The organism is Gordonia rubripertincta (assembly GCF_038024875.1).
Lineage (GTDB): Bacteria > Actinomycetota > Actinomycetes > Mycobacteriales > Mycobacteriaceae > Gordonia > Gordonia rubripertincta.
Window position 1 is genome coordinate 365,741 of record NZ_CP136136.1, and the last position, 22,307, is coordinate 388,047.

Sequence of the window (22,307 nt, forward strand, 5' to 3'; positions counted from 1 at the left end):
GGTCGTATGACCCAGGAGAGAAAGGTCTCGGAACGATGACATTCGGCAATTGGTCCGATCGGATGACATTCCCCCGACCGCGTGTTCTTCACAGGTTTATCTGCATGCTGCTTGCGACGTATGCAGATTCGGATCCAGATTCACATCCGGCCCGGTACGGTACTGAATCCGACTGCACTGGTGCACTTTTCGATCGCCACACGAAGTAGGACAAGTCGCCTGAATCGCCCAAATTACCCATATCGCGATTTAATTAGATCGGATAGCTAATGGGTATGGAGAATCTCGCTAACGACGCCGTGACCTTATCGATATTTGAGCTACACCTCCGTTCCCGAACAACCCGGATGATCTCGATTGGGGGGTTGTAGTTCCAGGGAACGACAACAAATCAAGAGATTCTCCCGAGATGGCAAACACTTTGTTTCGTTGCCGCGGAGGCCATTTGTCACATCCATAGGGACCTTTGTCACTCGGAAGGAGTCGTAGATCACGGGCACGACGACGCGTCGAGCCGGCTCCACCGGTGCGGATCACAGCCGCGTCGTAAGTTCGGATCGGTTCCGCGGACCGCCCCTCTCCTGGCCCGACCCGAGTCGACCATCGACGCTCGCACGCCGCCGGCGACGGCTGGCGCGCCGTCGGTCGGTGACACGACAACCCGATTAGGGTGGGTTCATGGCAGGGCGCAGCATGGACTTCGATCCCATCGCCGAGGCACGGGACAACTGGACCGAGGCCGGGTGGGGCGACGTCGCCGACGGCATGGTCGCGGTGACCTCCGTGATGCGTGCCCATCAGATCCTGCTGGCCCGCGTCGAGGCCACGTTGCGCCCCTTCGATCTGAGCTTCTCCCGATTCGAGCTTCTCCGACTGCTCGCATTCTCACGCCAGGGCGCCCTCCCGATAACCAAGGCGAGCGACCGACTCCAGGTCCACGTCACCAGCGTCACCCACGCGATCCGCCGTCTCGAGGAGGGCGGCCTCGTACGCCGCGTCCCCCACCCCACGGATGGCCGCACCACCCTCGTCGAGATCACCGACCTCGGCCGCTCCACCGTCGAAGACGCCACCAAGACGCTCAACGAGAAGGTCTTCGCCGACGTCGGCATGACCGACGACGAGATGGCCGGACTCGTCGGGGCCATCCAGTCGTTGCGGAAGCACAACGGCGACTTCTGAGTCCGATCCCGTTGCGCTTTGTCGCGGCAAGCGGGACAAAACGCAACGTCGTCGTCACGATGCGGCCCGCAGTAGAGCACTCCGAACTGCCTCGATGACGTGCTCCGGCCGTTCCGTCAGGTCCGCCCACGTGAAGTTCAAGACGGTCCATCCGTCGGCGATCAGCGCATTGCGCTTGGTGCGGTCCCGTTGAAATGTGTCGGCGTCGCGGTGGAACGCGAAGCCGTCGATCTCGACGGCGAGCCCGGACTGCTGGAACGCGAAATCGAGCAGGTAGCCGCATACCGGCAGGTTCGCCGTCCACCCGTCGAGGCCCGCTTCGCGGAACAGTTCAGCCGTCAGGCGTTCGGCCTCAGATCGCGTCCCGTCCTCGAGTCGATCCAGATACCCGGCCACCACTCCGGTTCCGACGCGCTTGGGGTACCGCGCATGTGCGGCCCGCAGGTCGGCGAGCGTCACGTCCGTCGAGAGTAGGACCGAATCGAGGACGCCGATCCCCAGGTCGACGGCTGCGTCGAGAAACGAGAGTGCGGGCCTGGTGACGCGGAGATCGTCGACGACGATCACGTCCTCGTCGGCGAGGTCTCGGTGCCTTACGACGGCGGTGGCCGATGATCTCGCGTGCCGGCCGCGACGTCCGGAGAACACATGATGCTTTGCGGGCCCCTTGGAATGCAGACCATGCCACCAGCAGGCAGCAACCCCGCCGAGCACGGCGTCGTCACCGACCGACAGCACCGCGATCCGGGCCTGCGCACGCGCCGAACGATGGTGCCCCGACACGAGGTAGACAGCAGGGGCAACGGCAGTCCACTCCCCCGACGTCCTGCGTCGGCTGATGGCGGACCGACTCAACCCGGCAGCCTGCGCCTGCGACGTCGTCAGGACACCGTCCTGCCGGATGATGAGCTCGTTGAGGTCGACCACGGAACTTCGACGCAGCGCGCGCCGTCCCGGTTCCATCGGTCCAAGCACAAAAGATCCCGTTGCGTTCTGTCCCGGGAAACGGGACAGAACGCAACGGGATCTCAGGAGCCGTACGGCAGGTGCTGCGACCTAGTGCAGCGAGGTGATGATCGCGCTGAAGTCGAGGTCGCCATGCTGCTCGGCGAAGCCGCGGTACAGCTGCGCGGCGTGGGAACCGAGCGGGGCGCGGGCACCGGTGCTGGCGACGGCGTCCATCGCGAGACCGAGATCCTTGTTCATCAGTGCGGTGGCGAACCCCGGCTTGAAGTCGTTGTTCGCCGGCGAGGTCGGGACCGGGCCCGGGACCGGGCAGTTGGTCTCGATTGCCCAGCAGTTGCCGGTGGCGCCGGTGACGACGTCGTAGAGCGCCTGCTCGTCGAGACCCAGCTTCTGGGCCAGAACGAAGGCCTCGCCGACGGCGATCTGCTGGACGGCGAGCAGCATGTTGTTGCACACCTTCGCCGCCTGGCCGGCACCCGCCGCACCGCAGTGGATGATCTTGCCGGCCATCGGGTCGAGGGTTCCCCGCGCTGCGGCGAAGGCCTCGTCCTCGCCGCCGACCATGAAGGCCAGTGTGCCCGCCGTGGCGCCCTTGACGCCGCCCGAGACCGGGGCGTCGACCTGGGCGAAACCGTGATCGACGGCCCGGCGATGGATCTCCCGCGCATCGTCGACGGAGATGGTCGACGAGTCGATGAAGAGCGCACCGGTCTGGGCGGCCGGCAGGACCTCGTCGTAGACCTTCTTCACGATGCCGCCGTTGGGCAGCATGGTGATCACGACCTCCGACCCGGACACCGCCTCGATGGCCGCGGGGAACGTCTCGATCCCGTTGGACTCGGCGGTCTCGATCGCCTCGGGGGACAGGTCGAATCCGCGGACGGTGTGGCCGGCTTTGACCAGGTTGGCGGCCATCGGTCCGCCCATGTTGCCGAGGCCGAGGAAAGCGATCGTCGTCATTGTCATTGCTCCCTAAAGTGTTTGCCTGCGAAAACCATTGCGTTGGGCGCGAGTTCGCGTCAGCTCTCCCGGTAGCGGGACGCGATCGAGCGGCCGAGGACGACCCGCATGATCTCGTTGGTCCCCTCCAGGATGCGGTGCACTCGGAGGTCGCGGACGATTTTCTCGATTCCGTACTCGGACAGATATCCGTAGCCGCCGTGCAGCTGCAGCGCCTTGTCGGCGACGTCGTAGCAGCTGTCGGTGACGAACCGCTTGGCCATCGCACACTGCTCCACCTTGTCCGGAGCACCGTCGTCGAGGGCGGTCGCCGCGTGCCACAGCATGAGCCGCGAGGTCTGCAGCGAGGTCGCCATGTCGGCGAGCGTGAACCGGATGGTCGGCTCGTCGAGCAGCGAGTTGCCGAACGCACGGCGACTCGAGACGTAGGCGGCCGCCTTGTCGAAGGCCGCCTGGGCGCCACCGAGCGACGACGCCGCGATGTTGAGCCGGCCACCGTTGAGGCCGTTCATCGCAATGCCGAAACCGATGCCCTCGGTCTCGGCGAGCAGGTTCGACGCGGGGACCCGCACCTCGTCGAGGATGACCTGCGCGGTGGGCTGCGCGTTCCAGCCCATCTTGTGTTCCTGCGCACCGAAACTCAGTCCCGGAGTGTCCTTCTCGACCAGGAAGGTGGAGATGCCCTTGGGGCCGGCGGCGCCGGTGCGGGCCATCACCACGTACAGGTCCGACGACCCGGCACCGGAGATGAACTGCTTGACCCCGGTGAGGACGTACTCGTCACCCTGGCGTTCGGCCCGGGTGGAGAGTGCCGCCGCATCCGAGCCGGCACCCGGCTCGGTCAGGCAGTAACTCGCGACGGTCTCCATCGTCGCCAGCCGCGGCACCCACTTGTTGCGCTGCTCGTCGGTGCCGTAGTGGTCGACCATCCAGGCGCACATGTTGTGGATGGAGAGGAACGACGCCACCGCCGGATCGGCGTAGGCCAGCTGCTCGAAGATCCGCACGCCGTCGAGGCGGCGGAGCCCGCTGCCCCCGGCTTCCTCGGAACAGTAGATGGCACCCATCCCCAGTTCGGCCGCCTCACGCAGTTCGGCAACCGGAAAGTGTTTGGACGCATCCCATTCCAGCGCATACGGCGCCAGTTTCTTGGCCGCGAAAGCCGCGGCGGTCTCGACGATGACGCGTTCGTCACCGTCGAGCCGCGCGACTGCGGCCTCGGCAAGTGTGGTCATGTCTGTGGCCGCACTCAGTCCATCGTCGGGATGACGAACTCGGCGCCGTCCTTGATGCCCGACGGCCAGCGCGTCGTGATGGTCTTGGTCTTGGTGTAGAACTGGATCGACGCCGGACCATGCTGGTTGAGGTCGCCGAATCCCGAGCGCTTCCATCCACCGAAGGTGTAGTACGCCACCGGAACCGGGATCGGCACGTTGACGCCGACCATGCCGACCTCGACGCGTGCAGCGAAGTCGCGGGCCGCGTCGCCGTCCTGGGTGAAGATGGCGGTGCCATTGCCGTACTGGTGATCGGTGGCCAGCGCGAGGGCTTCCTCGTAATCGGCTGCGCGAACGATCTGCAGCACCGGACCGAAGATCTCCTCCTGGTACGAGGTCATGTCCTTGGTGACATGGTCGAACAGGGTCGGGCCGATGAAGAAGCCCTTCGAGATGTCCTCGTCGCCGAAGGTCTGCTCGTCGCTGGTGCGCTCGCGGCCGTCGATGACCAGCTCGGCACCCTCCTCGACGCCCTTGGTGATGTAGCCGCGGACACGCTCGAGGGCAGCAGCGGTGACCAGCGGGCCGTAGTCGGCCTTCGGGTCGAGGCTGTGGCCGACACGCAACGCGTTGACGCGATCGATGAGCTTGGCGCGCAGACGATCTGCGGTCTCCTCACCGACCGGGACCGCGACCGAGATGGCCATGCAACGCTCGCCGGCACTGCCGTAACCGGCACCGATCAGCGCATCGACGACCTGGTCGAGGTTGGCGTCGGGCATGATGATCATGTGGTTCTTGGCGCCACCGAAGCACTGCGAACGCTTACCGTGTGCGGCGGCGGTCGAGTAGATGTACTGCGCGATGTCCGAGCTGCCGACGAAGCCGAGAGCCTTCACGTCCGGGTGGGTCAGCAGCGCATCGACGGACTCCTTGTCGCCGTGGACGACCTGGAACACACCGTCGGGAAGCCCTGCCTCGGTGAACAATTCGGCCAGGCGGACCGGAACCGACGGGTCGCGCTCGCTGGGCTTGAGGATGAAGGCGTTGCCGCATGCGAGCGCAGGACCGGCCTTCCACAGCGGGATCATCGCCGGGAAGTTGAACGGGGTGATGCCGGCGACCACGCCGAGCGGCTGACGGACCGAGTGCACGTCGATGCCACCGCCGGCACCTTCGGTGAACTCACCCTTGATGAGATGCGGGATGCCGATGGCGAATTCGATGACCTCGATACCGCGCTGGATGTCACCCAGGGCGTCGGCGTGGGTCTTGCCGTGCTCGAGCGACAGGGTGGTCGCGAGCTCGTCGGCGTTCTTGTTGACCAGGTCGACAAAGCGCATCAGGACACGCGCACGACGCTGCGGGTTCCAGGCAGCCCATCCCTTCTGGGCTTCCTTGGCGGTGGCGACGGCCGCGGCGACCTCGTCGGTCGAGGCGAGCGGCACCTGGGCCTGTACGGCACCGGTGCTGGGGTTGAAGACGTCGGCGAAGCGGCCACCCTCGGCGGTGACGCGCTTGCCGTTCAGGAAGTGCGGGATGGACGGGACTGCGGGAGCGGACACTTCAGATCACCTTGATTCTTCTCGGGGGTTTCGGGGCTTCGGGGTCTGGCGCGTATTCGGGGATGTGCGGACTGGTCGCCGGCGACTGGGCCGAGATCGAGCACCCCGACACCATCGTCCCGGGGTATGTCCTCAGTCACCACATAGTAGGACATCCAAGTATTTCTTCCAACCCCCTTCCACCAGCGATTTAGTTCCAGCGAGCGGGTTAGGCTAGCCTCTCTGGCGTAAATGCCGACGTCGAGAGGAGTTCTGCACATGTCGGTCGTCATCCTCTACGGAACCGAGACCGGAACGGGTGAGCTCGTCGCGGACGCGATCGCGGACGCGCTCAACCAGCACGATCCCTCCGTCTACGACATGAGTGAGTACGCGGTCGAGGACCTCGACCCCGCTGACTTCCTGGTGATCGTCTGCTCGACCTACGGCGAGGGCGAGCTGCCCACCGGTGCCGAGCCGTTCGCCGACGAGCTCGAGAGCATCAACCCCGACCTGAGCGGGCTGCGTTTCGCCGTGTTCGGGCTCGGCGACTCGATCTACGACACCTTCAACCGCGGCGGCGAGATCGTCGCCGAGATGCTGACAAAGCGTGGCGCGGTCCAGGTCGGCGAGCACGCCCGCCACGACAGCTCATCGTCGGTCAAGCCCGCCAAGCAGGCCGAGGAGTGGGCCGAGGGCATCGCGGAGCTGGTCGAGGGCTGACCCGACCGGGCGGGCTCAGAACCGCCCGATCACGGCTCGATCATGCCGCTGACCGCCCTGCGGTCGGCGGCATCTCTGCTTCTGCGGCGACCGCCTGCTCGTATCCGCGGACCGCCGACAGTTTCGCCAGCTCGCACACCGCCCGGATCATGATCGCGAGCACGATGCCGAGGAACATCGCAGTGGGCACGGAGACGTTGAGGTTCTCGCCGAGCAGCAGCACGCCGAGCACCATCGCGACCGCCGGCTCGGCGACCGTCATCGACGGGAACGAGGTCTGCAGGTCACCCGCTCCGAAACCGAGCTGCTGCGCCACCACCGCACCGACCACGACCAGCACGAACAGATAGATCTCCGGCTGGACGAAGGTTCGCCAGAACTCGTGGGTGATCTGATAGATCACCGCCTTGATCAGCAGCGCCGATACCCCGAACATCGTGCCTGCGACGAGCCCGTAGAACAGTGCCTTGTAGTGCGGGCTGGAGCGTCTGGCGAGCAACACCAGGCCGACGACGATACCGACGACGGCCCCGACCGTGCCCCACAGCAATAGCGCGTCCGGTCGTCGGAGTGACGGTTCCGGCCGGGAGACGAGAAGAAAGGTCGCGACGCAGGCGACCAGAACCCCTCCCCACGCCCACTCGACGCGCGCGGGATGCCGGTGATCGGCCCAGGCCTCCAGCGGCAGCGCGAACAGCACCGCCAGCACGACGAGCGGTTGCACCAGCAGGATCGACCCCAGGCCCAGCGCGGACGCCTGCAGACCGAATCCGCAGAGGGCGATGGCGGCACCCACCCACCATCCGGCGGTGATCGCGCCGTTGACCCGCGACGCACGCTGCCGGAGGACGGTACCGGCCGCGATCAACAACGCCGCCAGCACCGCCAGGAGCGCGGGTACCCAGGTGTGCACGTCCACAAGGGTAGAGGCGGGACGTACCCCGCGCCCGAGTCGGGCACCGGCCGGTCCTGTTGCACCCGGTGTCGCAACGTCGGCAACCAGCGCCGACGGCGTACATTCGACAACCATGCGGTATCGGTCGGATCTGGAACGCCTGGCGACCCTCGACGCAGCCGCGATCGAGCGGGCCTGCGCCGACTGCACGACCCTGGACGAACTCATCGGGTGTGCCGTCGACGAACATCTCGAGTTCGATGCGCTGGCCGACGAGGCCGAGGCGTACGACGAGCACGAGCACGCCGCCTTCCTCCGCCAGGAGGCCGCGGCGTGGCGCGCGACCGTCCGCCTGCTGCGCACCATCGCCGCCGACCCCGACGCCTATCCGGCCGAGCCCCGGCACACCGGGACGGCATGAACGGCACGCGCACACTGATCCTGATGCGTCACGGGAAGTCGGGCTATCCCCCGGCGACACGCGACCACGACCGTCCACTCGCCGAACGCGGTGACCGCCAGGCCGCCCTCGCGGGACAGTGGATGTCCGACGAGGGTCTCCAGGCCGACGCGGTGCTGTGCTCGACGTCGACCAGGACCCGTCAGACCCTCGAGCGGACCGGCGTCCGGGCGCCGGTCACCTATGTCGAGGACATCTACGGCGGCGACGCCGACGACGTCCTGGAGGCCATCCGCATCCACGCGCCGGCCGACGCCGCGACGCTCCTCGTCGTCGGTCACGAACCCGGTATGCCGCAGGCCGCGCTGACACTCGACCCCTCCGGTTTCATCGATCGGTTTCCGACATCGGCTTATGCGGTACTCACCGTGTCGCAGCCCTGGGAACGCCTCGGTATGACCCCGGACCCCGACGCGCACCTCGTCGGCGTCCGGATACCCCGCGAGGAGTGACCTCGGCTGCTCGACGGAGACCTCGAGAAGCATTGGAGCGCGAATGCGTGAGACCCAGCGGACCATCATCGACGCCCTGGGCGTAAAACCCTCGGTCGATCCAGCCGACGAGGTGGAGCGCCGGGTGCAGTTCCTCGCCGACTACCTGGGCACGATCGGCGCCGCGGGCTACGTGCTCGGACTCTCCGGCGGCGTCGACTCGACCCTCGCCGGGCGGCTGGCCCAGATCGCGGTGGAACGGGTCCGGGCCGACGGCGGGGACGCGGTGTTCGTCGGCATGCGTCTGCCCTACCGGGTGCAGCACGACGAGGACGACGCCGCCGCGGCCGCCGAGTTCGTCGCGGCCGACGAGGTCTTCACGGTCAATGTGGCGCCCGGCGTCGATGCACTCAACGACGAGATCTCCGCGGCGACCGGCACCGCGCTCACCGACTTCACCAAGGGCAACGCGAAGGCCCGCCACCGCATGGTCGCGCAGTACGCCGTGGCCGGCGACCGCGGGCTACTGGTCATCGGCGCCGACCATGCCTCCGAGAACGTCACCGGCTTCTTCACCAAGTACGGCGACGGTGCCGCGGACATCCTGCCGCTGTCGGGTCTGAACAAGCGCCAGGGCCGGTCGCTGCTGCGTCACCTCGGTGCGCCGCAACAACTGTGGCAGAAGGTCCCGACCGCCGATCTGCTCGACGAGAAGGCGGGCCAGACCGACGAGGACGAACTGGGCCTGACTTATGAGCACATCGACGACTACCTCGAGGGCCACGAGATCCCTGTCGAGGCGGCGGAGACGATCGAGGCCGCCTGGCACCGCAATCGCCACAAGCGCACGACGCCGGTCGAAATCGACGACAGCTGGTGGCGGGCCTGACGACGGACACCGCACTCGCCGGGGACCGCGCCGTTTAATGTTGTCGACGTGTCTGTCTACGCAAACGGCTTCGTCCGGATCGCGGGTGCGGTGCCCGTCCTCACGATCGCCGAACCCGCCGCGAATGCCGCACGCACCGTCGAACTGATGCGGCAGGCCGCCGACGACGGCGCCGCGCTGGTGGTCTTCCCCGAACTCGGGCTGTGCGGCTACAGCATCGACGACCTGTTCCACCAGGACGCGCTGATCGACGGCTGCCGCGTCGCCCTGACCGAGATCGTCGCGGCCAGCCGGGGCCTCCGACCGCTGGTGGTCGTGGGCCTGCCGATGGTCGTCGGTGACGGACTGTTCAACTGCGCGGCCGTACTCCGCGACGGGGCGGTACTGGGCGTCGTCCCGAAGTCGTACCTGCCGAACTACCGCGAGTTCTACGAGCAACGGTTCTTCTCCGCGGCGCGCGACGCGGTGCCGGACACCGTGACCGTCGACGGACGGGAGGTCCCGTTCGGGGCCGATCTGATCTTCGAGGCCGCCGATCTCCCCGGTTTCGCCCTCCACGTGGAGATCTGCGAGGACGGCTGGGTGGCGGTCCCGCCGAGCACCTGGGCCGCTCTCGGCGGCGCGACCGTGCTGGCCAATCTCTCCGGCAGCCCGGTCACCGTCGGCAAGGAGTCCTACCGGAAGAACCTGTGCACCGGCCATTCCGCGCGCACCATCTCCGCACACGTCTACGTCGCGGCGGGCTACGGCGAGTCGACCACCGACCTCGCCTGGGACGGTGACGCCCTCATCACCGAGAACGGTTCCCTGCTCGCGCGGAGCGAGCAGTTCGCGACCACCGATCAGGTCATCTCCGCCGACATCGACCTCGACCGGATCCGGCAGGAACGCATGCGGATGATCAGCCTCCGCGACCAGGCCGGCGACTACTCCGATCGACTGAAGTCGTTGCGCCGCATCGACTTCTCGTTCGGGCAGTTGAGCGGCGACGACGATGTACTGCGCCGCGTCGTACCCCGGTTCCCTTATGTGCCCGCCGATTCCGCCGATCTCGACGAACGGTGTGCCGAGGTCCGCCACATCCAGGTGCAGGGACTCGCCCAGCGCCTGCGTTCGACCGGCATCGACAAGATCGTCATCGGGGTCTCCGGCGGCCTCGACTCGACCCTCGCCCTGCTCGTCGCGGTCGACACCTTCGACCGGCTCGGCCTGCCCCGCAACAACATCCTGGGTTACACGATGCCCGGTTTCGCCACCGGCGGCGCGACGCTGCGCCGCTCGCACGTGCTGATGAACTCACTCGGCGTGAGCGGCAAGGAGATCGACATCCGGCCGTCGTGCGAGCAGATGCTCGCCGACCTCGACCACCCCTACTCCCGTGGCGAGAAGGTCTACGACGTCACGTTCGAGAACGTTCAGGCGGGAGAGCGCACCTCGCACCTGTTCCGGCTGGCGAATCACCACGGCGCCATCGTCCTCGGCACCGGCGACCTGTCCGAGCTCGCGCTCGGCTGGTGCACCTACGGTGTCGGCGACCAGATGTCGCATTACAACGTCAACGGCTCGGTGCCGAAAACCCTTATCCAGCACCTCATCCGGTGGATGATCAGCAACAGCCACCACTCGGCGGAGACCACCGAGGTGCTCGCCGAGATCCTCGACGACGTCATCTCCCCCGAGCTCGTCCCAGCCGGTGACGACGGCAGAATACAGTCCACCGAGGACACCGTCGGACCGTACGAGCTGCACGACTTCTTCCTCTACTACGTCACCCGATTCGGGTACCGGCCGACCAAGGTCGCCTACCTCGCCCGTCAGGCATGGGGCGATCGCTCCCGCGGGCCGTGGTCGGAACTGCTCGCCGAGGACAAACGCAACGAGTACGACACCGCGACCATCGAGCACTGGCTCGGCATCTTCCTGAAGCGGTTCATGGGCAACCAGTTCAAGCGCACCGCGATGCCCAACGGACCCAAGATCGGTTCGGGCGGTTCGCTGTCGCCCCGCGGCGACTGGCGCTCACCGTCCGACGCGTCGGCCCGCGTCTGGCTCAACCAGCTCGCGGGCGGGCGGGTCGAGTGACGCTCAGTCGCAGGCGGCGAGCAGCTGCTTGAGCTGATCGTCGAACGCGTTGGCGATCTGCCACGGGTCGGGCGTCTGATCAGTGCACGCCAGAATGCCGATGTTGAGGTTCCCGTCGGCGGAGAACACCGTGATGTTCAGGCCGAGCCCGTGGAAGATCGGGCCGAGCGGGTAGACCGCGGTGACCCGGCAACCCAGGAAGTACAACGGGAAGTCGGGGCCGGCGACGTTCGACACGAGGACGTTGAAGATCGGCGGATGCGCCGACGCCAGCTTCCGGTCGCCGTACACCTTCATCACCGTGGACAGTGTGGTTCCCGGTGCGAACTGTGCCCAGGAGCGCAGGATGTTGGCGTCGATCTCGGCGTGGTGTTCCTTCGACTTGCGGCTGAACTCCGCCTGCTTCTCCAGGCGGATCACCGGGTCGTCGACGTCGGTGGACAGCAGGGTGAACATCCCCGTCACCTTGTTGGTCCCCTCCACGACCAGGTCGGACTCGTCGGCGTCGTGCACCGACACCGGCACCATCCCGACGAGCGGCTTCTCCGGCAGTTCGTCGTGCTCGAGGAGGTAGGCGCGCATCGCACCGCCGACCAGGGCGAGCACGACGTCGTTGAGCTTCACCCCGAAGTGGTTCTTGACCCGCTTGACGTCCTCGAGGGACAGCTGGCTCAGGGCGATGCTGCGGTGAGGCGTGATCGCGGAGTTGAACCGGGTCCGGGGCGCCATGAACGGGGCGGGCATGGCCGACTGGCGCTGCGCGCGACGCAGCCAGCCGACCGGGACGCTGACCGTCCGAGGAAGGAGTTTGGCCATCGCCAGCGGTCGCTGGACGAAGTAGTTGAGCGCACCGGTCGCGGCGATCGTCGCGCGCGACGGCGGGCCAGCCGACTCGCGTGTCTTGGCCGAGTCGAGTTCGGGCGGTTCCGGCGTGAGTGTGCACATCTGGGCGAGCATCTCTGCGCTGGTGACCCCGTCGGTGCCGGCGTGGTGCATGCGCAGCATCGCGCAGATGCGCCCGTTGGACAGCCCCTCGATGATCCACAGCTCCCACAGCGGCTTGCCCCGGTCGAGGGTCTGACCGGCGAGATGACCACACAGTTCGGCGACCTCACCGGCGCCGCCCGGGGCGGGCACGGCCACCCGATGGACGTGCCGCTCGATGTCGAAGTCCTCGTCCTCGATCCACACCGGGTGGTCGATGTTGAAGACGGAGTTGTCGAGCTTGCGGCGGAAAGCCGGGATCGCGGCGACGCGACGCTGCATCTCCGCGCGCAGCCTGGCGAAGTCGTACCCGCCCGGCATGGTGCTCGGATCGATCTCCACGAGACCGATGACGTGCATCAGCTGGCTACGGGTCTCCAGGTAGAGAAACGACGCGTCCAGACCACTCAACCGCTGCATGACACCAGCCTTTCTTTCCCGGCCCCACAAGCCCCCACGCCATCATGCCGCACGCGGGAGACTCCGGACGGGTGTTCGTCTCAGTCGCTCGTCCAGGTTGTCACCGACCTCCTGTCCAGGACTCAGATCGGCATCGAATCGACCATCTCGAGGACGTTCTGGGCGGGGGTCTGCAACACCACGATCATCGCGAGTTCCCGCGCCGGGTCGTCGGTGATCTTGAAGACGCCGCGACCGTTCTCGTCGATCAGGCCCGTGCCGTGCTTCCACCGCACCGGGCGCGAGGTCGCCGACGAACGCGAGTACTCGGCGTTGAGCGCGTCCTTGGAGGCGAACCAGAACACGCCGAACGGGCGGTCGACGGCCCCGGCGGCACAGCGCACCACGAACACGGTGCGCACCTTGCCGTTTCCGGTCTCCGACGGCCCGACCTCGTCGCGGCCGCCGGCGTATCGGCGGACGCATTCGGCGTTCTTCCACTTCGCGGCGGTGTCCGGGGTCTGCGGAAGGAGGTCGGGGAACAGCGCCACGAGCGGCGCGTAGACACCCCAGCTCGCGCCGGTGCGCACGGATTGCGGCGGACTCGGCGGCGAGACGGCATCGCCGTCCAGTGCGGCCACCCGGTAGGTGTGCTCGCCTGCCGGCACCGCGGCGTCGACGACCTCGGTGTCCGTACCGCGGTACACCACGAAGCCGTCGTCGCGGACGAGCTGATAACTCGTCGCCCCCGGGACCGGTTCCCAGGTCGCGACGAGGCGTCCCGTCCCGGCGTCGAGGGTCAGACCCCCGGGGGTGTCCGGCACGTCGACGCTGATGAACGTGCGCACGGAGAAGAACGAGCCGACCGCCAGCAGCAGCACGGCGATCACGATCACCGCGATGGTCCACGGCCGTACGGTCGAAGTGCGCGGCGGGGTCGTGGGTGGGCCCGCGGGTTGGGTGGTGACCGGTTGCGCCATCAGATCGGCAGCCTCTTCAGCAGATCGGCCGCAGCGGCGGCCGGCTTGCCGGGAACCACAACCCACACAACGGATTTCGCACGGTCGCCGGTGTCGTGAGCGAGGATGGCCTGCCCCTGATCACGCTGCTTGTCCGAGAGATACAGCGTCCCGGTGTGGCCCTGGGCCGTCGTGTAACCGGTACCGCGCAGGTTGTACGCGGTCACGTCCGCCGCGGCGCGCGCCTCCTCGGGGGTGTCGTACACGTCGACGATCACCTCATAGTCGGCGTCGTTGCCCTCGTCGTCGAGATAGCGGGTGCACCAGACGGTGCGCTTGGAGGACTTGAACGCGAGGTCACCGTCCTCGCCCCAGCACCGCATACCGTCGAAACCGTTGGTGCTCAACGGCGATGCCGGCACCAGGTCGTGGTAGAGGTCGGCGATGGGTTGCAGTTCGCCCCACGTCATGAACACGTCGACGGCCTCGGAGTTACGAGAGAGCTCGGAGGCCCGGCCGTCCTCGTCCTGCGCAGCGACCTGATAGGTGTAGGTCCCCGGTATGGGACGCGGCGCGACGAACTTGGTGTCGGGACCGGAGTAGATGACCTCGTCGTTCTGGGTGACGACGTAGTTGGTCGCATCGTCGACGTGGCCCCAGGACAGTTCCACCGCGGTCGTCGTCACCTCGGCGTCCGGCGGATTCGGGGTCTCCAGGCGCCCAGCCGACGTACTCACGAACGCGGCCCCGGCACCGAGGACCCCGGCGATCAGCGCCAGCGCGACCCCGATCGCGACGAGCGTGGCCACACCGCGCCGGGCCGTGGGCGCGGGTTCCGCGGCGGCCGCGGGCGACCAGCCGTGCAGGGTCTCAGCCGAACTCGCGGATTGCCCCGGGCGTGCCCGGACGGTCGGGTCGGTCGGCTGGTCGAGGGCCGCGAACGACGCCGGGCGGCCACCACCTGCCGGCCCCGAAGACCCCTGGTGCGCACGCGGATCCGCCGGCATGCCCGGCCCGACGAGGGTCTGCCGGGTGTCGAAGGCATCGCGCAGGGCATCGGCGAAATCCCCCGCGGTCGGATAACGGTCGTCGGGGTTCTTGGCCATCGCCCGTGCGAGCACCCCGTCGACCGCGGTCGGCAACGCCCCGTTGCGACCACTCGCCGCCGGCGGCTCGTGGTACATGTGCGCGGTCATCAGGCCGTGCAGCGACGGGGAGTCGAAAGGCGGTGCGCCGGTCAGGAGTTCGTAGGCGGTCGCCCCGAGGGAGTAGATGTCGCTGCGGGCGTCGACGCGACGGCCCTCGATCTGCTCGGGCGACGCGTAGTGCATCGTCCCGATCGTGATGCCGGTGCCGGTCAGGTTCGTGACCTCGTCGAGCACCTGCGCGATACCGAAGTCGGTGACCTTCACCGCTTCCGGCGGCAGGGACCCGGTGTTGCCGGGGCCGCTCCCGACACCGGGGGTGACGAGGATGTTGGCCGGTTTGATGTCGCGGTGCATGATCCCGCGACGGTGGGCGGCGTCGAGTCCCGCCGCCACGCCGGTGACGATCGTGCACGCCAGGCGAGGGTCGAGGGGCGAGTCTGCTGCAAGCATCCGCGCGACGTCGATGCCGGGCACGTACTCCATCGCGATCCAGAGCTGGCCATCGAAGACCCCGCGGTCGTAAACGGTGACCACGTTGGGATGGTGCAGCGGCGCAACGATGTCGGCCTCGCGCTCGAACCGGGCGCGGAAGACCGGGTCGGTGGCATGCCCCGATCGCAGGACCTTGAGTGCATCTGACCGCGGGAGCCGGGGATGGGCCGCCTTGTAGACGTCGCCCATGCCGCCGCGTCCGAGCACGTCAAGTACGCGGTACCCCGCGATCAGGTCCCCTACCTGGTACATGACGTCCTCACCGATACCCCTTGCACCCCGGCCTTCGGGCGGATGCGTAGGCACCGAATGCTACCGAGTGTCGCCAAACGCGGCCGGAGGACACCGTCTGAACCCTACGATCGGCGTCGATGGAATCCACCGAGAAAGTCACCGACACCACCGGGCCCTTCAGCGCCGACGAACTGAACGAGGCGTTCGCAGGCTTCCAGCGCACGGTCGCCGAGGTCGCGGTCAGCGGGGACTGGGACCGCTACGCCGACATGTTCACCGAGGACGCCGACTTCGTCGAGCACGCGCTGGGGACGATGCGCGGCCGCGAGGAGATCCGGGCCTGGGCCTGGCGCACCATGACGGCTTTCCCGGGCAGCCACATGACGTCGTTCCCCTCGTTGTGGCACGTCGTCGACGCCCCGACGAGCCGGGTGATCTGCGAGGTCGACAACCCGATGCGCGACCCCGGCGATCAGAGCCTGATCACCGCCACGAACATCACCATCCTCACCTATGCGGGCGACGGCCTGTGGAGCAAGGAGGAGGACGTCTACAACCCGATGGAGTTCGGCCGGGCGGCGATGAAATGGTGTGAGAAGGCCCGCGAGTTCGGCAACCTCGACGAGGCCGCCGAGAAGTGGATGACGACCACCGGCGCCTTCTTCGCCCGGCCCAGCCGCAAGGACTGACCGCTGCGAAGGCCCGGTTCACCCGCGCGGGGGCGGCCGGGCCGCGGGCACGACGACCGTGACCGACACCACCGGGGAAGGTCGTAACGTCGGCACCAGCAGGACACGACAGCATCACAGACGGACTTGGGACGCGGTCCCGAGTGCCGTAGGCTAGAGCTTTGACCAGTGGGGGTAGGGCTGCGCGGCCGCGTGTCCGAGACCACCCAAGGTCCGCCCGGGTGGGCGCGACCCGCCCACGACGACGTCGCGATCACACTCGTGGCACCGCCGCGCGGCTGACAAAGACGACACACGTACGACGACATACGCGGACACCGTTTCGGAGGACATCTATATGGCACGCGAGCTGACGCAACTCGAGCTTCTCAAGGAGCTCGCCCCCGTTGCCGAGGACAACGTCAACCGCCACTTGAAGACCGCCAAGGACTGGAACCCGCACGATTACGTCCCGTGGGATGAAGGCCGCAACTTCGCCGCCCTCGGCGGCGTCGACTACGACCCCGAGCAGTCGCACCTCGACGAGGTCGCCAAGGCCGCGATGATCACGAACCTGCTGACCGAGGACAATCTGCCCTCGTACCACCGGGTCATCGCCGACAACTTCTCGATGGACTCCGCGTGGGGCCACTGGGTCGGTCGCTGGACCGCCGAGGAGAACCGCCACGGCATCGTCATGCGCGACTACCTCGTCGTCACCCGCGGTGTCGATCCGGTCGCCCTCGAAGAGGCCCGGATGATCCACATGACCAACGGCTACGACCCGATGCTGGCGGCCGCCGGCCGCGTCGACGAACTCGAGGAGCACGCCGACGAACTGGGCCTCCTCCACTCGGTCGCGTACGTGACCTTCCAAGAGCTCGCGACCCGCGTCAGCCACCGCAACACCGGCAAGGCCTGCAACGACCCGATCGCCGACAAGATGCTGCAGCGCATCGCGGCCGACGAGAACCTGCACATGATCTTCTACCGCAACATCTGCGGCGCGGGCTTCGACATCGCCCCCGACCAGACGCTGCGCGCGGTCACCGACATCGTGACCAACTTCCAGATGCCCGGCGCAGGTATGCCCAACTTCCGTCGCCACGGCGTGCTGATGGCCAAGCACGGCATCTACGACCTCCGCCAGCACCTCGAAGAGGTCGTCATGCCGGTTCTGCGCAAGTGGAACGTCTTCGAGCGCGACGACTTCACCGCCGAGGGCGAGAAGGTCCGCGAGGAGCTGGCCGCCTTCCTCGAGCAGCTCGAGAAGGACACCATCCGCTTCGAGGAGATGCGCGATCGTTCGCTCGCCCGCGAGGCCAAGAAGCGGGAGCAGCAGGCATCCTGAGCACGACCCTGAGCAGCCCGGCGCCTTCGACCTCCGAAGGCGCCGGTTCTGCGTCGTCCGCGAAACTCCGCATCGGTTCCATCGAACTCGCGAGCCCCGTCGTGCTCGCCCCGATGGCCGGTGTCACCAACGTCGCGTTCCGCACACTGTGCCGTGAACTCGAACTCGCCCGCACCGGAACCGTCTCCGGCCTGTACGTCTGCGAGATGGTGACCGCTCGCGCACTCGTCGAACGCCATCCGGTGACGATGCACATGACCACCTTCGGGCCCGACGAGAACCCGCGGTCGATGCAGCTGTACACGGTCGATCCGGAGTACACATACCAGGCCGCGAAGATGATCGTCGACGAGAACCTCGCCGACCACATCGACATGAACTTCGGCTGCCCGGTACCGAAGGTGACGCGTAAGGGCGGCGGCTCGGCCATCCCCTACAAGCGGACGCTGTTCCGCAAGATCGTCGCAGCTGCTGTGCGGGCGACCGAGGGCACCGACATCCCGGTCACCGTCAAGTTCCGCATCGGCATCGACGACGACCACCGCACGCACCTCGACGCCGGCCGCATCGCCGCGGAGGAGGGCGCCGCCGCGGTCGCCCTGCACGCCCGAACCGCGGCGCAGCGGTACTCCGGCGAGGCCGACTGGGACGAGATCGCCCGCCTCAAGGAACACGTCACCTCGGTGCCGGTCCTGGGTAACGGCGACATCTTCGAGCCCGCCGACGCCGTGGCGATGATGAACCGGACCGGTTGCGACGGCGTCGTCGTCGGCCGCGGTTGCCTCGGGCGCCCGTGGTTGTTCGCCGAGCTCGCCGCCGAGCTCAACGGTTTCGACGCCCCCACTCCCCCGAACCTGGGCGAGGTCGCCGAGATCATGGTCCGACACTGCCAGCTCCTCGTCGACCACCACGGCGAGATGAAGGGCTGCCGCGAGATCCGCAAGCATGTGGCGTGGTACCTGCGGGGATTCCCGGCCGGCTCGGAGATCCGGCGGCGGATGGCACTCGTCGGAAGCGTCGACGAGCTACGCGAACTGCTGTCCGAACTTCCCGCCGACGCGCCGTTCCCCAGCGACGGCCACGGCCCGCGTGGCCGGCAGGGTTCGCCGGCCAAGGTGGCGCTGCCCGACGGCTGGCTCGACGATCCGGATGAGGACATCGTGCCCGCCGGCGCCGAGATCATGCACTCCGGCGGCTGACACATTCTGCGAAAACCGTCACAACGCGCCTCCGGCTGAGGCCGCTTCTCAGGTGCGGTCAGTACTATGGCGCGAAGGTCCCGGGCTACCGGGGCCTACGTGCGTGCACACCGCGTCGATCAGCCCCGGCGCGCGGTTGTCGCTTTGTAGACCTCGGGGCATGAGGAACGTGCATTGAGTCGCTGGACATCGGGACCGGACGAACCGGAGACGGGCGACGAGGCCAACAGGTCTCGTCGTGGCCGTCGTGCCGGGCGTCCGGACGATGCCGGCGGCCGCCGCCCTCCGGTGGAGCCCCGCGCCCAGGACGCAGACTCAGGTGCGCACCCGAGTCTGCGGGAACCGCGTGCCAGCGATCGCTTCGTGCGCGGACGGACGCGCCTGACCGTCCGCGAGCTCATGGAGCAGATGAACGCGGAGGAACCGCGGACACCTCCGACCGACTCCCCGCGTCGTGGACGGTCCCGCGCGGACACCCCAGAGGCGGCAACCCCGGCCGGTCGGTCCACGAACATCCCGCCGACGACACGCGGCCGGTCACGCCGCTTCGACCCGGCGCAACCCGACCAGGCCCGCCCCCCGCGGCCTCCGTTCGGCCGCAGCGACCAGGGACAGCCCGCGGCAGATGATCGTCCCACCGAGATCCACCACTTCGGCAACGACGTCACCCAGAAGATCCCCACGATCGGTGACAAGCCCGAGGCCCCCGCACCCGATCTGTCGGACCAGGCCACCGCGAAGCGGGCCATCGAGGAGTCGCGCGCCCAGGACGCCGTGGTGCCGCCGGTCGCCCCGAGCCCGCCGCGCGCACCTCTCGAGCGCACGCCCGATCTGACCGGTCCGCTGCAACTCCGTCAGGGTCCACGGCGCCACCCGGGCAGTGACCGCGACCGTCGCGGCTCGCTCGTCCGCAAGACCACCGCCACCGGACGCATCCTGGTGGCCATCGCCTGTGTGACCGCCCTGGTCGGCACGGGTTTCGTCTGGAACTACCTGCAGTCGTGGAACGGCAACTGGCGAAATGTGACCGCCGTCGACGCCGACGACCAGAACATCCGCAACAAGGAAGCCCAGCACGGCGACGAGACCTACCTGATCGTCGGCACCGACACCCGCGGCGGCAACAACTCGAAGGTCGGCGCGGGTACCGTCGCCGACGCCGAGGGTGCCCGTTCCGACACCGTCATCCTGGTCAACGTCCCGGCCAACCGCGAGCGCGTCGTCGCGGTGTCCTTTCCCCGCGACCTCCAGGTCGATCGCCCCGCGTGCAACTCCTGGGACAACGAGACCGGCGAATACGGCGCCGAGTTGCCCGCAGAAGACGGCGTGAAGCTCAACAGCGTCTACTTCTACGGCGGCCCGCAGTGCCTCGTCCGCGTCATCACGCAGATGAGCGGCCTCAACATCAACCACTTCATCGGCATGGACTTCTACGGATTCGAGAAGGTCGTCCGGGCGATCGGTGGTGTCGAGGTGTGTTCGACGGTCCCGCTGTACGACTACGAGATCGGCCACATCCTGCGCAAGCCCGGCAAGCAGAAGCTCACCGGCCGCCGTGCACTCAATTACGTCCGCGCCCGCAACATCGCGTCGGAGGGCAACGGCGACTACGGCCGCATCAAGCGCCAGCAGCTGTTCATGTCGTCGCTGCTGCGGTCGACACTCTCGGGCAATGTGCTGTCCAACCCGAACAAGCTCAACGGCATCGTCAACACCTTCATCGAGTACAGCTACGTCGACGGTGTGGACACCCAGTCGCTGATCCAGCTCGCCGAGTCGATGCAGGGCATCGAGGCCGGCCGCGTCTCCTTCCTGACCATCCCCACGTCCGGCACCTCCGAGGACGGTCAGAACAACGAGATCCCGCGCACCGACGACATCGACGCGATCTTCAACGCGATCATCGACGACCTCCCGCTCCCCGGTGAGAAGAAGATCGAGAAGAAGACCCCGACGTCAAAGGCACCCTCGCGGGCTCCGAGTTCGAGGAACTCCACCGAGACCCCCGGACGCATCACCGCCACCGCACAGAACCCCGGCAACGTCGGCGTCCGCGTGCTCAACGGCACCTCCACCACCGGCCTGGCCGCCGAGGTCTCCGAGCAGTTGACCCCGTACGGCTTCGATGTCCGCGGCGTCGCCGACGCGTCGGAGAACCGGGACGACACCGTCGTGCGGTACGGCCCGGGTCAGCAGAACGCGGCCGCCACCCTGGCCGCGATGTTCCCCGGCGCCGAGATCCAGCTCGACCGGACGGTCAAGTCGGGTGTCGAACTCATCCTCGGCTCCGACTTCTCCGGTGGTCTCGGATCGGTGCCCGCAGCCGGGGCCACGGTGAACGTCGAGCAGCTCGCACCCGCCGAGAACTCGGGTGACCTGCCCAACGACCTCGCTGTCACCAACGCGGGCGACACCACCTGTACCTAGTTCGGCCGACCCGGGCGAGCGACGTCGGAGTCTCTGCACCGGACGTTCATGCTGCGTTCATCGGGCGTGGGCGGAGTGGACCGATGCCCGACGTATCCTGGGAACATGCGTACCGCCTACCAAGAGCAACTCGAGGCGCTGACCAACGTCCTGGGTGAGATGTGTGAACTCGCGGGGACCGCGATGTCGCGAGCCACCCAGGCACTGCTGCAGGCCGACCTCGCCGTTGCCGAAGAGGTCATCGGCGACGCCGAACGGATGACACAGTTGTCGGCCCGTGCCGAGGAACAGTCCTTCGCCCTTCTCGCACTGCAGGCCCCCGTCGCCGGTGACCTCCGCGGCGTCGTCAGCGGTTTCCAGATCGTCGCCGACGCCGACCGGATGGGCGCGCTTGCTCTCCATGTCGCGAAGGTCGCCCGTAGACGCCATCCCGCCAAGGCCCTCCCCGAGGAGGTCAACGGCTACTTCGCGGAGATGGGCCGGCTCGCGGTGACCCTCGCGAAAAGCGCCCACGAGGTCCTCGAGACCCGCGATCCCCAGGCCGCGCTGCGCCTGCAAGAAGACGACGACGCGATGGACGACCTCCATCGCCACCTGTTCACCGTCCTGATGGACCGCGAATGGCAGCACGGGGTCGCCGCCGCGGTCGATGTGACACTGCTCGGACGCTATTACGAACGGTTCGCCGATCACGCCGTGTTGATCGGCCGTCGGGTGGTGTTCACCGCCACCGGCAAGACGCCCGAGCAGTTCCAGAACATCGGGTGATCTTCCTCGCTCACCTCCCCGGGGCGAGCGAGGGCACACATCCGAAGGAGCCGAGAATTCAGTTCGACGAACTGAACGCCTCCTGTATTCACACCAGTGAACATCAAGAGCCCTCAGCGACCGGGAACGATTTCGCAGCTCCTCATGTCGCCGTTATGGTGGCGGGCATGGGCCAGAATCAGCCGATCGAACCCGACTTCAATGCGATGACCGACGAGGACGCGGCAGCCGCCGCTCACCGCCGGCAGATCATCACCTATCTCGGTGTCATCGCCTCGCTCACCGCTCTGCTCGTCATCCTTCTCATCAACATGTGACAAGCAGACAGG

General features: G+C 67.5%; 20 protein-coding genes. 12 read left to right on the forward strand and 8 right to left on the reverse strand.

Features of this window, described 5'->3' with window-relative positions; translation table 11 throughout:
• The first annotated feature begins 678 nt into the window (after positions 1-678).
• The gene (locus RVF83_RS01505; RefSeq protein WP_005201490.1) at positions 679-1,182 is read left to right on the forward strand and encodes a MarR family transcriptional regulator; all 504 of its coding nucleotides are present in this window, start codon (positions 679-681) and stop codon (positions 1,180-1,182) included.
• A gap of 54 nt (positions 1,183-1,236) precedes the next feature.
• Here RVF83_RS01505 and RVF83_RS01510 read toward each other — a convergent pair whose 3' ends face one another.
• The 4 genes from RVF83_RS01510 to RVF83_RS01525 all read right to left on the reverse strand — a co-directional run bounded on the left by RVF83_RS01510 (position 1,237) and on the right by RVF83_RS01525 (position 5,890).
• Complete coding sequence (locus RVF83_RS01510; RefSeq protein ID WP_051989355.1) at positions 1,237-2,145, reverse strand: type IV toxin-antitoxin system AbiEi family antitoxin domain-containing protein; 909 nt, start codon at positions 2,143-2,145, stop codon at positions 1,237-1,239.
• 93 nt (positions 2,146-2,238) lie between these two features.
• Positions 2,239-3,108: a 3-hydroxyisobutyrate dehydrogenase gene (gene mmsB / locus RVF83_RS01515; RefSeq protein ID WP_005201492.1), complete on the reverse strand. Its 870-nt coding sequence runs from the start codon at positions 3,106-3,108 to the stop codon at positions 2,239-2,241.
• Positions 3,109-3,167: 59 nt separating this feature from the next.
• Entirely contained in the window at positions 3,168-4,343 is a 1,176-nt protein-coding gene (locus RVF83_RS01520; protein WP_005201493.1) for an acyl-CoA dehydrogenase family protein, read from the reverse strand.
• A 14-nt stretch (positions 4,344-4,357) separates the two neighbouring features.
• Positions 4,358-5,890: a CoA-acylating methylmalonate-semialdehyde dehydrogenase gene (locus RVF83_RS01525; protein WP_005201495.1), complete on the reverse strand. Its 1,533-nt coding sequence runs from the start codon at positions 5,888-5,890 to the stop codon at positions 4,358-4,360.
• A 258-nt stretch (positions 5,891-6,148) separates the two neighbouring features.
• On the opposite strand from RVF83_RS01525, the gene RVF83_RS01530 reads away from it, so the two are divergent.
• Complete coding sequence (locus RVF83_RS01530; RefSeq protein WP_005201497.1) at positions 6,149-6,592, forward strand: flavodoxin domain-containing protein; 444 nt, start codon at positions 6,149-6,151, stop codon at positions 6,590-6,592.
• Between the two features lie 40 nt (positions 6,593-6,632).
• Here the strand turns inward: RVF83_RS01530 and RVF83_RS01535 are convergent, their stop codons facing one another.
• The gene (locus tag RVF83_RS01535; RefSeq protein WP_039881296.1) at positions 6,633-7,505 is read right to left on the reverse strand and encodes a DMT family transporter; all 873 of its coding nucleotides are present in this window, start codon (positions 7,503-7,505) and stop codon (positions 6,633-6,635) included.
• 115 nt (positions 7,506-7,620) lie between these two features.
• On the opposite strand from RVF83_RS01535, the gene RVF83_RS01540 reads away from it, so the two are divergent.
• Genes RVF83_RS01540 through RVF83_RS01555 form a run of 4 tightly spaced genes read left to right on the forward strand, consistent with a single transcriptional unit; the run spans position 7,621 to position 11,349 of the window.
• Positions 7,621-7,908 (forward strand): hypothetical protein, encoded by a 288-nt coding sequence (locus RVF83_RS01540; RefSeq protein WP_005201501.1) that lies wholly within the window; start codon positions 7,621-7,623, stop codon positions 7,906-7,908.
• Positions 7,905-8,399 carry a SixA phosphatase family protein gene (locus tag RVF83_RS01545; protein WP_005201503.1) on the forward strand — a complete coding sequence of 165 codons (495 nt, stop codon included), beginning with the start codon at positions 7,905-7,907 and terminating at the stop codon, positions 8,397-8,399. The genes RVF83_RS01540 and RVF83_RS01545 overlap by 4 nt, the downstream gene beginning before the upstream one ends.
• Before the next feature lie 43 nt (positions 8,400-8,442).
• A complete protein-coding gene (gene nadE, locus RVF83_RS01550) occupies positions 8,443-9,267 on the forward strand; it encodes an ammonia-dependent NAD(+) synthetase (RefSeq protein ID WP_005201504.1) in 825 nt (274 codons plus the stop codon).
• Between the two features lie 48 nt (positions 9,268-9,315).
• Positions 9,316-11,349, forward strand: a complete 2,034-nt coding sequence (locus tag RVF83_RS01555) for an NAD(+) synthase (protein WP_005201505.1) — start codon at positions 9,316-9,318, stop codon at positions 11,347-11,349.
• 3 nt (positions 11,350-11,352) lie between these two features.
• On the opposite strand, the gene RVF83_RS01560 is transcribed toward RVF83_RS01555, so the two are convergent.
• From RVF83_RS01560 to RVF83_RS01570, 3 genes are all read right to left on the reverse strand, one after another.
• On the reverse strand, positions 11,353-12,753 hold the full coding sequence (locus RVF83_RS01560) for a WS/DGAT/MGAT family O-acyltransferase (protein WP_005201506.1): 1,401 nt from the start codon (positions 12,751-12,753) through the stop codon (positions 11,353-11,355).
• Positions 12,754-12,875: 122 nt separating this feature from the next.
• Entirely contained in the window at positions 12,876-13,712 is an 837-nt protein-coding gene (locus RVF83_RS01565; RefSeq protein WP_005201507.1) for a hypothetical protein, read from the reverse strand.
• On the reverse strand, positions 13,712-15,583 hold the full coding sequence (locus RVF83_RS01570; RefSeq protein WP_005201508.1) for a serine/threonine-protein kinase: 1,872 nt from the start codon (positions 15,581-15,583) through the stop codon (positions 13,712-13,714). The genes RVF83_RS01565 and RVF83_RS01570 overlap by 1 nt, the downstream gene beginning before the upstream one ends.
• A gap of 119 nt (positions 15,584-15,702) precedes the next feature.
• Between RVF83_RS01570 and RVF83_RS01575 the strand changes: the two genes are divergently transcribed.
• From RVF83_RS01575 to RVF83_RS01600, 6 genes are all read left to right on the forward strand, one after another.
• Positions 15,703-16,254: a nuclear transport factor 2 family protein gene (locus tag RVF83_RS01575; RefSeq protein WP_005201509.1), complete on the forward strand. Its 552-nt coding sequence runs from the start codon at positions 15,703-15,705 to the stop codon at positions 16,252-16,254.
• A 337-nt stretch (positions 16,255-16,591) separates the two neighbouring features.
• Positions 16,592-17,584, forward strand: coding sequence for an acyl-ACP desaturase (locus RVF83_RS01580; protein WP_005201512.1), 993 nt, complete (start codon positions 16,592-16,594; stop codon positions 17,582-17,584).
• Positions 17,585-17,697: 113 nt separating this feature from the next.
• The gene (dusB, locus tag RVF83_RS01585; RefSeq protein WP_039881298.1) at positions 17,698-18,783 is read left to right on the forward strand and encodes a tRNA dihydrouridine synthase DusB; all 1,086 of its coding nucleotides are present in this window, start codon (positions 17,698-17,700) and stop codon (positions 18,781-18,783) included.
• 174 nt (positions 18,784-18,957) lie between these two features.
• Positions 18,958-21,210, forward strand: coding sequence for an LCP family protein (locus RVF83_RS01590; RefSeq protein WP_005201514.1), 2,253 nt, complete (start codon positions 18,958-18,960; stop codon positions 21,208-21,210).
• 105 nt (positions 21,211-21,315) lie between these two features.
• Positions 21,316-21,978 carry a phosphate signaling complex protein PhoU gene (gene phoU / locus RVF83_RS01595; protein ID WP_005201515.1) on the forward strand — a complete coding sequence of 221 codons (663 nt, stop codon included), beginning with the start codon at positions 21,316-21,318 and terminating at the stop codon, positions 21,976-21,978.
• Positions 21,979-22,145: 167 nt separating this feature from the next.
• Positions 22,146-22,295 (forward strand): hypothetical protein, encoded by a 150-nt coding sequence (locus tag RVF83_RS01600; protein ID WP_162904508.1) that lies wholly within the window; start codon positions 22,146-22,148, stop codon positions 22,293-22,295.
• The last annotated feature ends 12 nt before the right edge of the window (positions 22,296-22,307 follow it).

Excerpts from the sequence above, each read along its gene's own strand:
- nadE (WP_005201504.1), top strand. The coding sequence starts at position 8,443 with ATGCGTGAGACCCAGCGGACCATCATCGACGCCCTGGGCGTAAAACCC.
- RVF83_RS01565 (WP_005201507.1), bottom strand. The coding sequence starts at position 13,712 with ATGGCGCAACCGGTCACCACCCAACCCGCGGGCCCACCCACGACCCCG.
- mmsB (WP_005201492.1), bottom strand. The coding sequence starts at position 3,108 with ATGACGACGATCGCTTTCCTCGGCCTCGGCAACATGGGCGGACCGATG.
- RVF83_RS01575 (WP_005201509.1), top strand. The coding sequence starts at position 15,703 with ATGGAATCCACCGAGAAAGTCACCGACACCACCGGGCCCTTCAGCGCC.
- RVF83_RS01510 (WP_051989355.1), bottom strand. The coding sequence starts at position 2,145 with ATGGAACCGGGACGGCGCGCGCTGCGTCGAAGTTCCGTGGTCGACCTC.
- phoU (WP_005201515.1), top strand. The coding sequence starts at position 21,316 with ATGCGTACCGCCTACCAAGAGCAACTCGAGGCGCTGACCAACGTCCTG.
- RVF83_RS01530 (WP_005201497.1), top strand. The coding sequence starts at position 6,149 with ATGTCGGTCGTCATCCTCTACGGAACCGAGACCGGAACGGGTGAGCTC.
- RVF83_RS01560 (WP_005201506.1), bottom strand. The coding sequence starts at position 12,753 with ATGCAGCGGTTGAGTGGTCTGGACGCGTCGTTTCTCTACCTGGAGACC.
- RVF83_RS01545 (WP_005201503.1), top strand. The coding sequence starts at position 7,905 with ATGAACGGCACGCGCACACTGATCCTGATGCGTCACGGGAAGTCGGGC.
- RVF83_RS01570 (WP_005201508.1), bottom strand. The coding sequence starts at position 15,583 with ATGTACCAGGTAGGGGACCTGATCGCGGGGTACCGCGTACTTGACGTG.
- RVF83_RS01520 (WP_005201493.1), bottom strand. The coding sequence starts at position 4,343 with ATGACCACACTTGCCGAGGCCGCAGTCGCGCGGCTCGACGGTGACGAA.
- dusB (WP_039881298.1), top strand. The coding sequence starts at position 17,698 with ATGGCCGGTGTCACCAACGTCGCGTTCCGCACACTGTGCCGTGAACTC.
- RVF83_RS01540 (WP_005201501.1), top strand. The coding sequence starts at position 7,621 with ATGCGGTATCGGTCGGATCTGGAACGCCTGGCGACCCTCGACGCAGCC.
- RVF83_RS01600 (WP_162904508.1), top strand. The coding sequence starts at position 22,146 with ATGGGCCAGAATCAGCCGATCGAACCCGACTTCAATGCGATGACCGAC.
- RVF83_RS01580 (WP_005201512.1), top strand. The coding sequence starts at position 16,592 with ATGGCACGCGAGCTGACGCAACTCGAGCTTCTCAAGGAGCTCGCCCCC.
- RVF83_RS01505 (WP_005201490.1), top strand. The coding sequence starts at position 679 with ATGGCAGGGCGCAGCATGGACTTCGATCCCATCGCCGAGGCACGGGAC.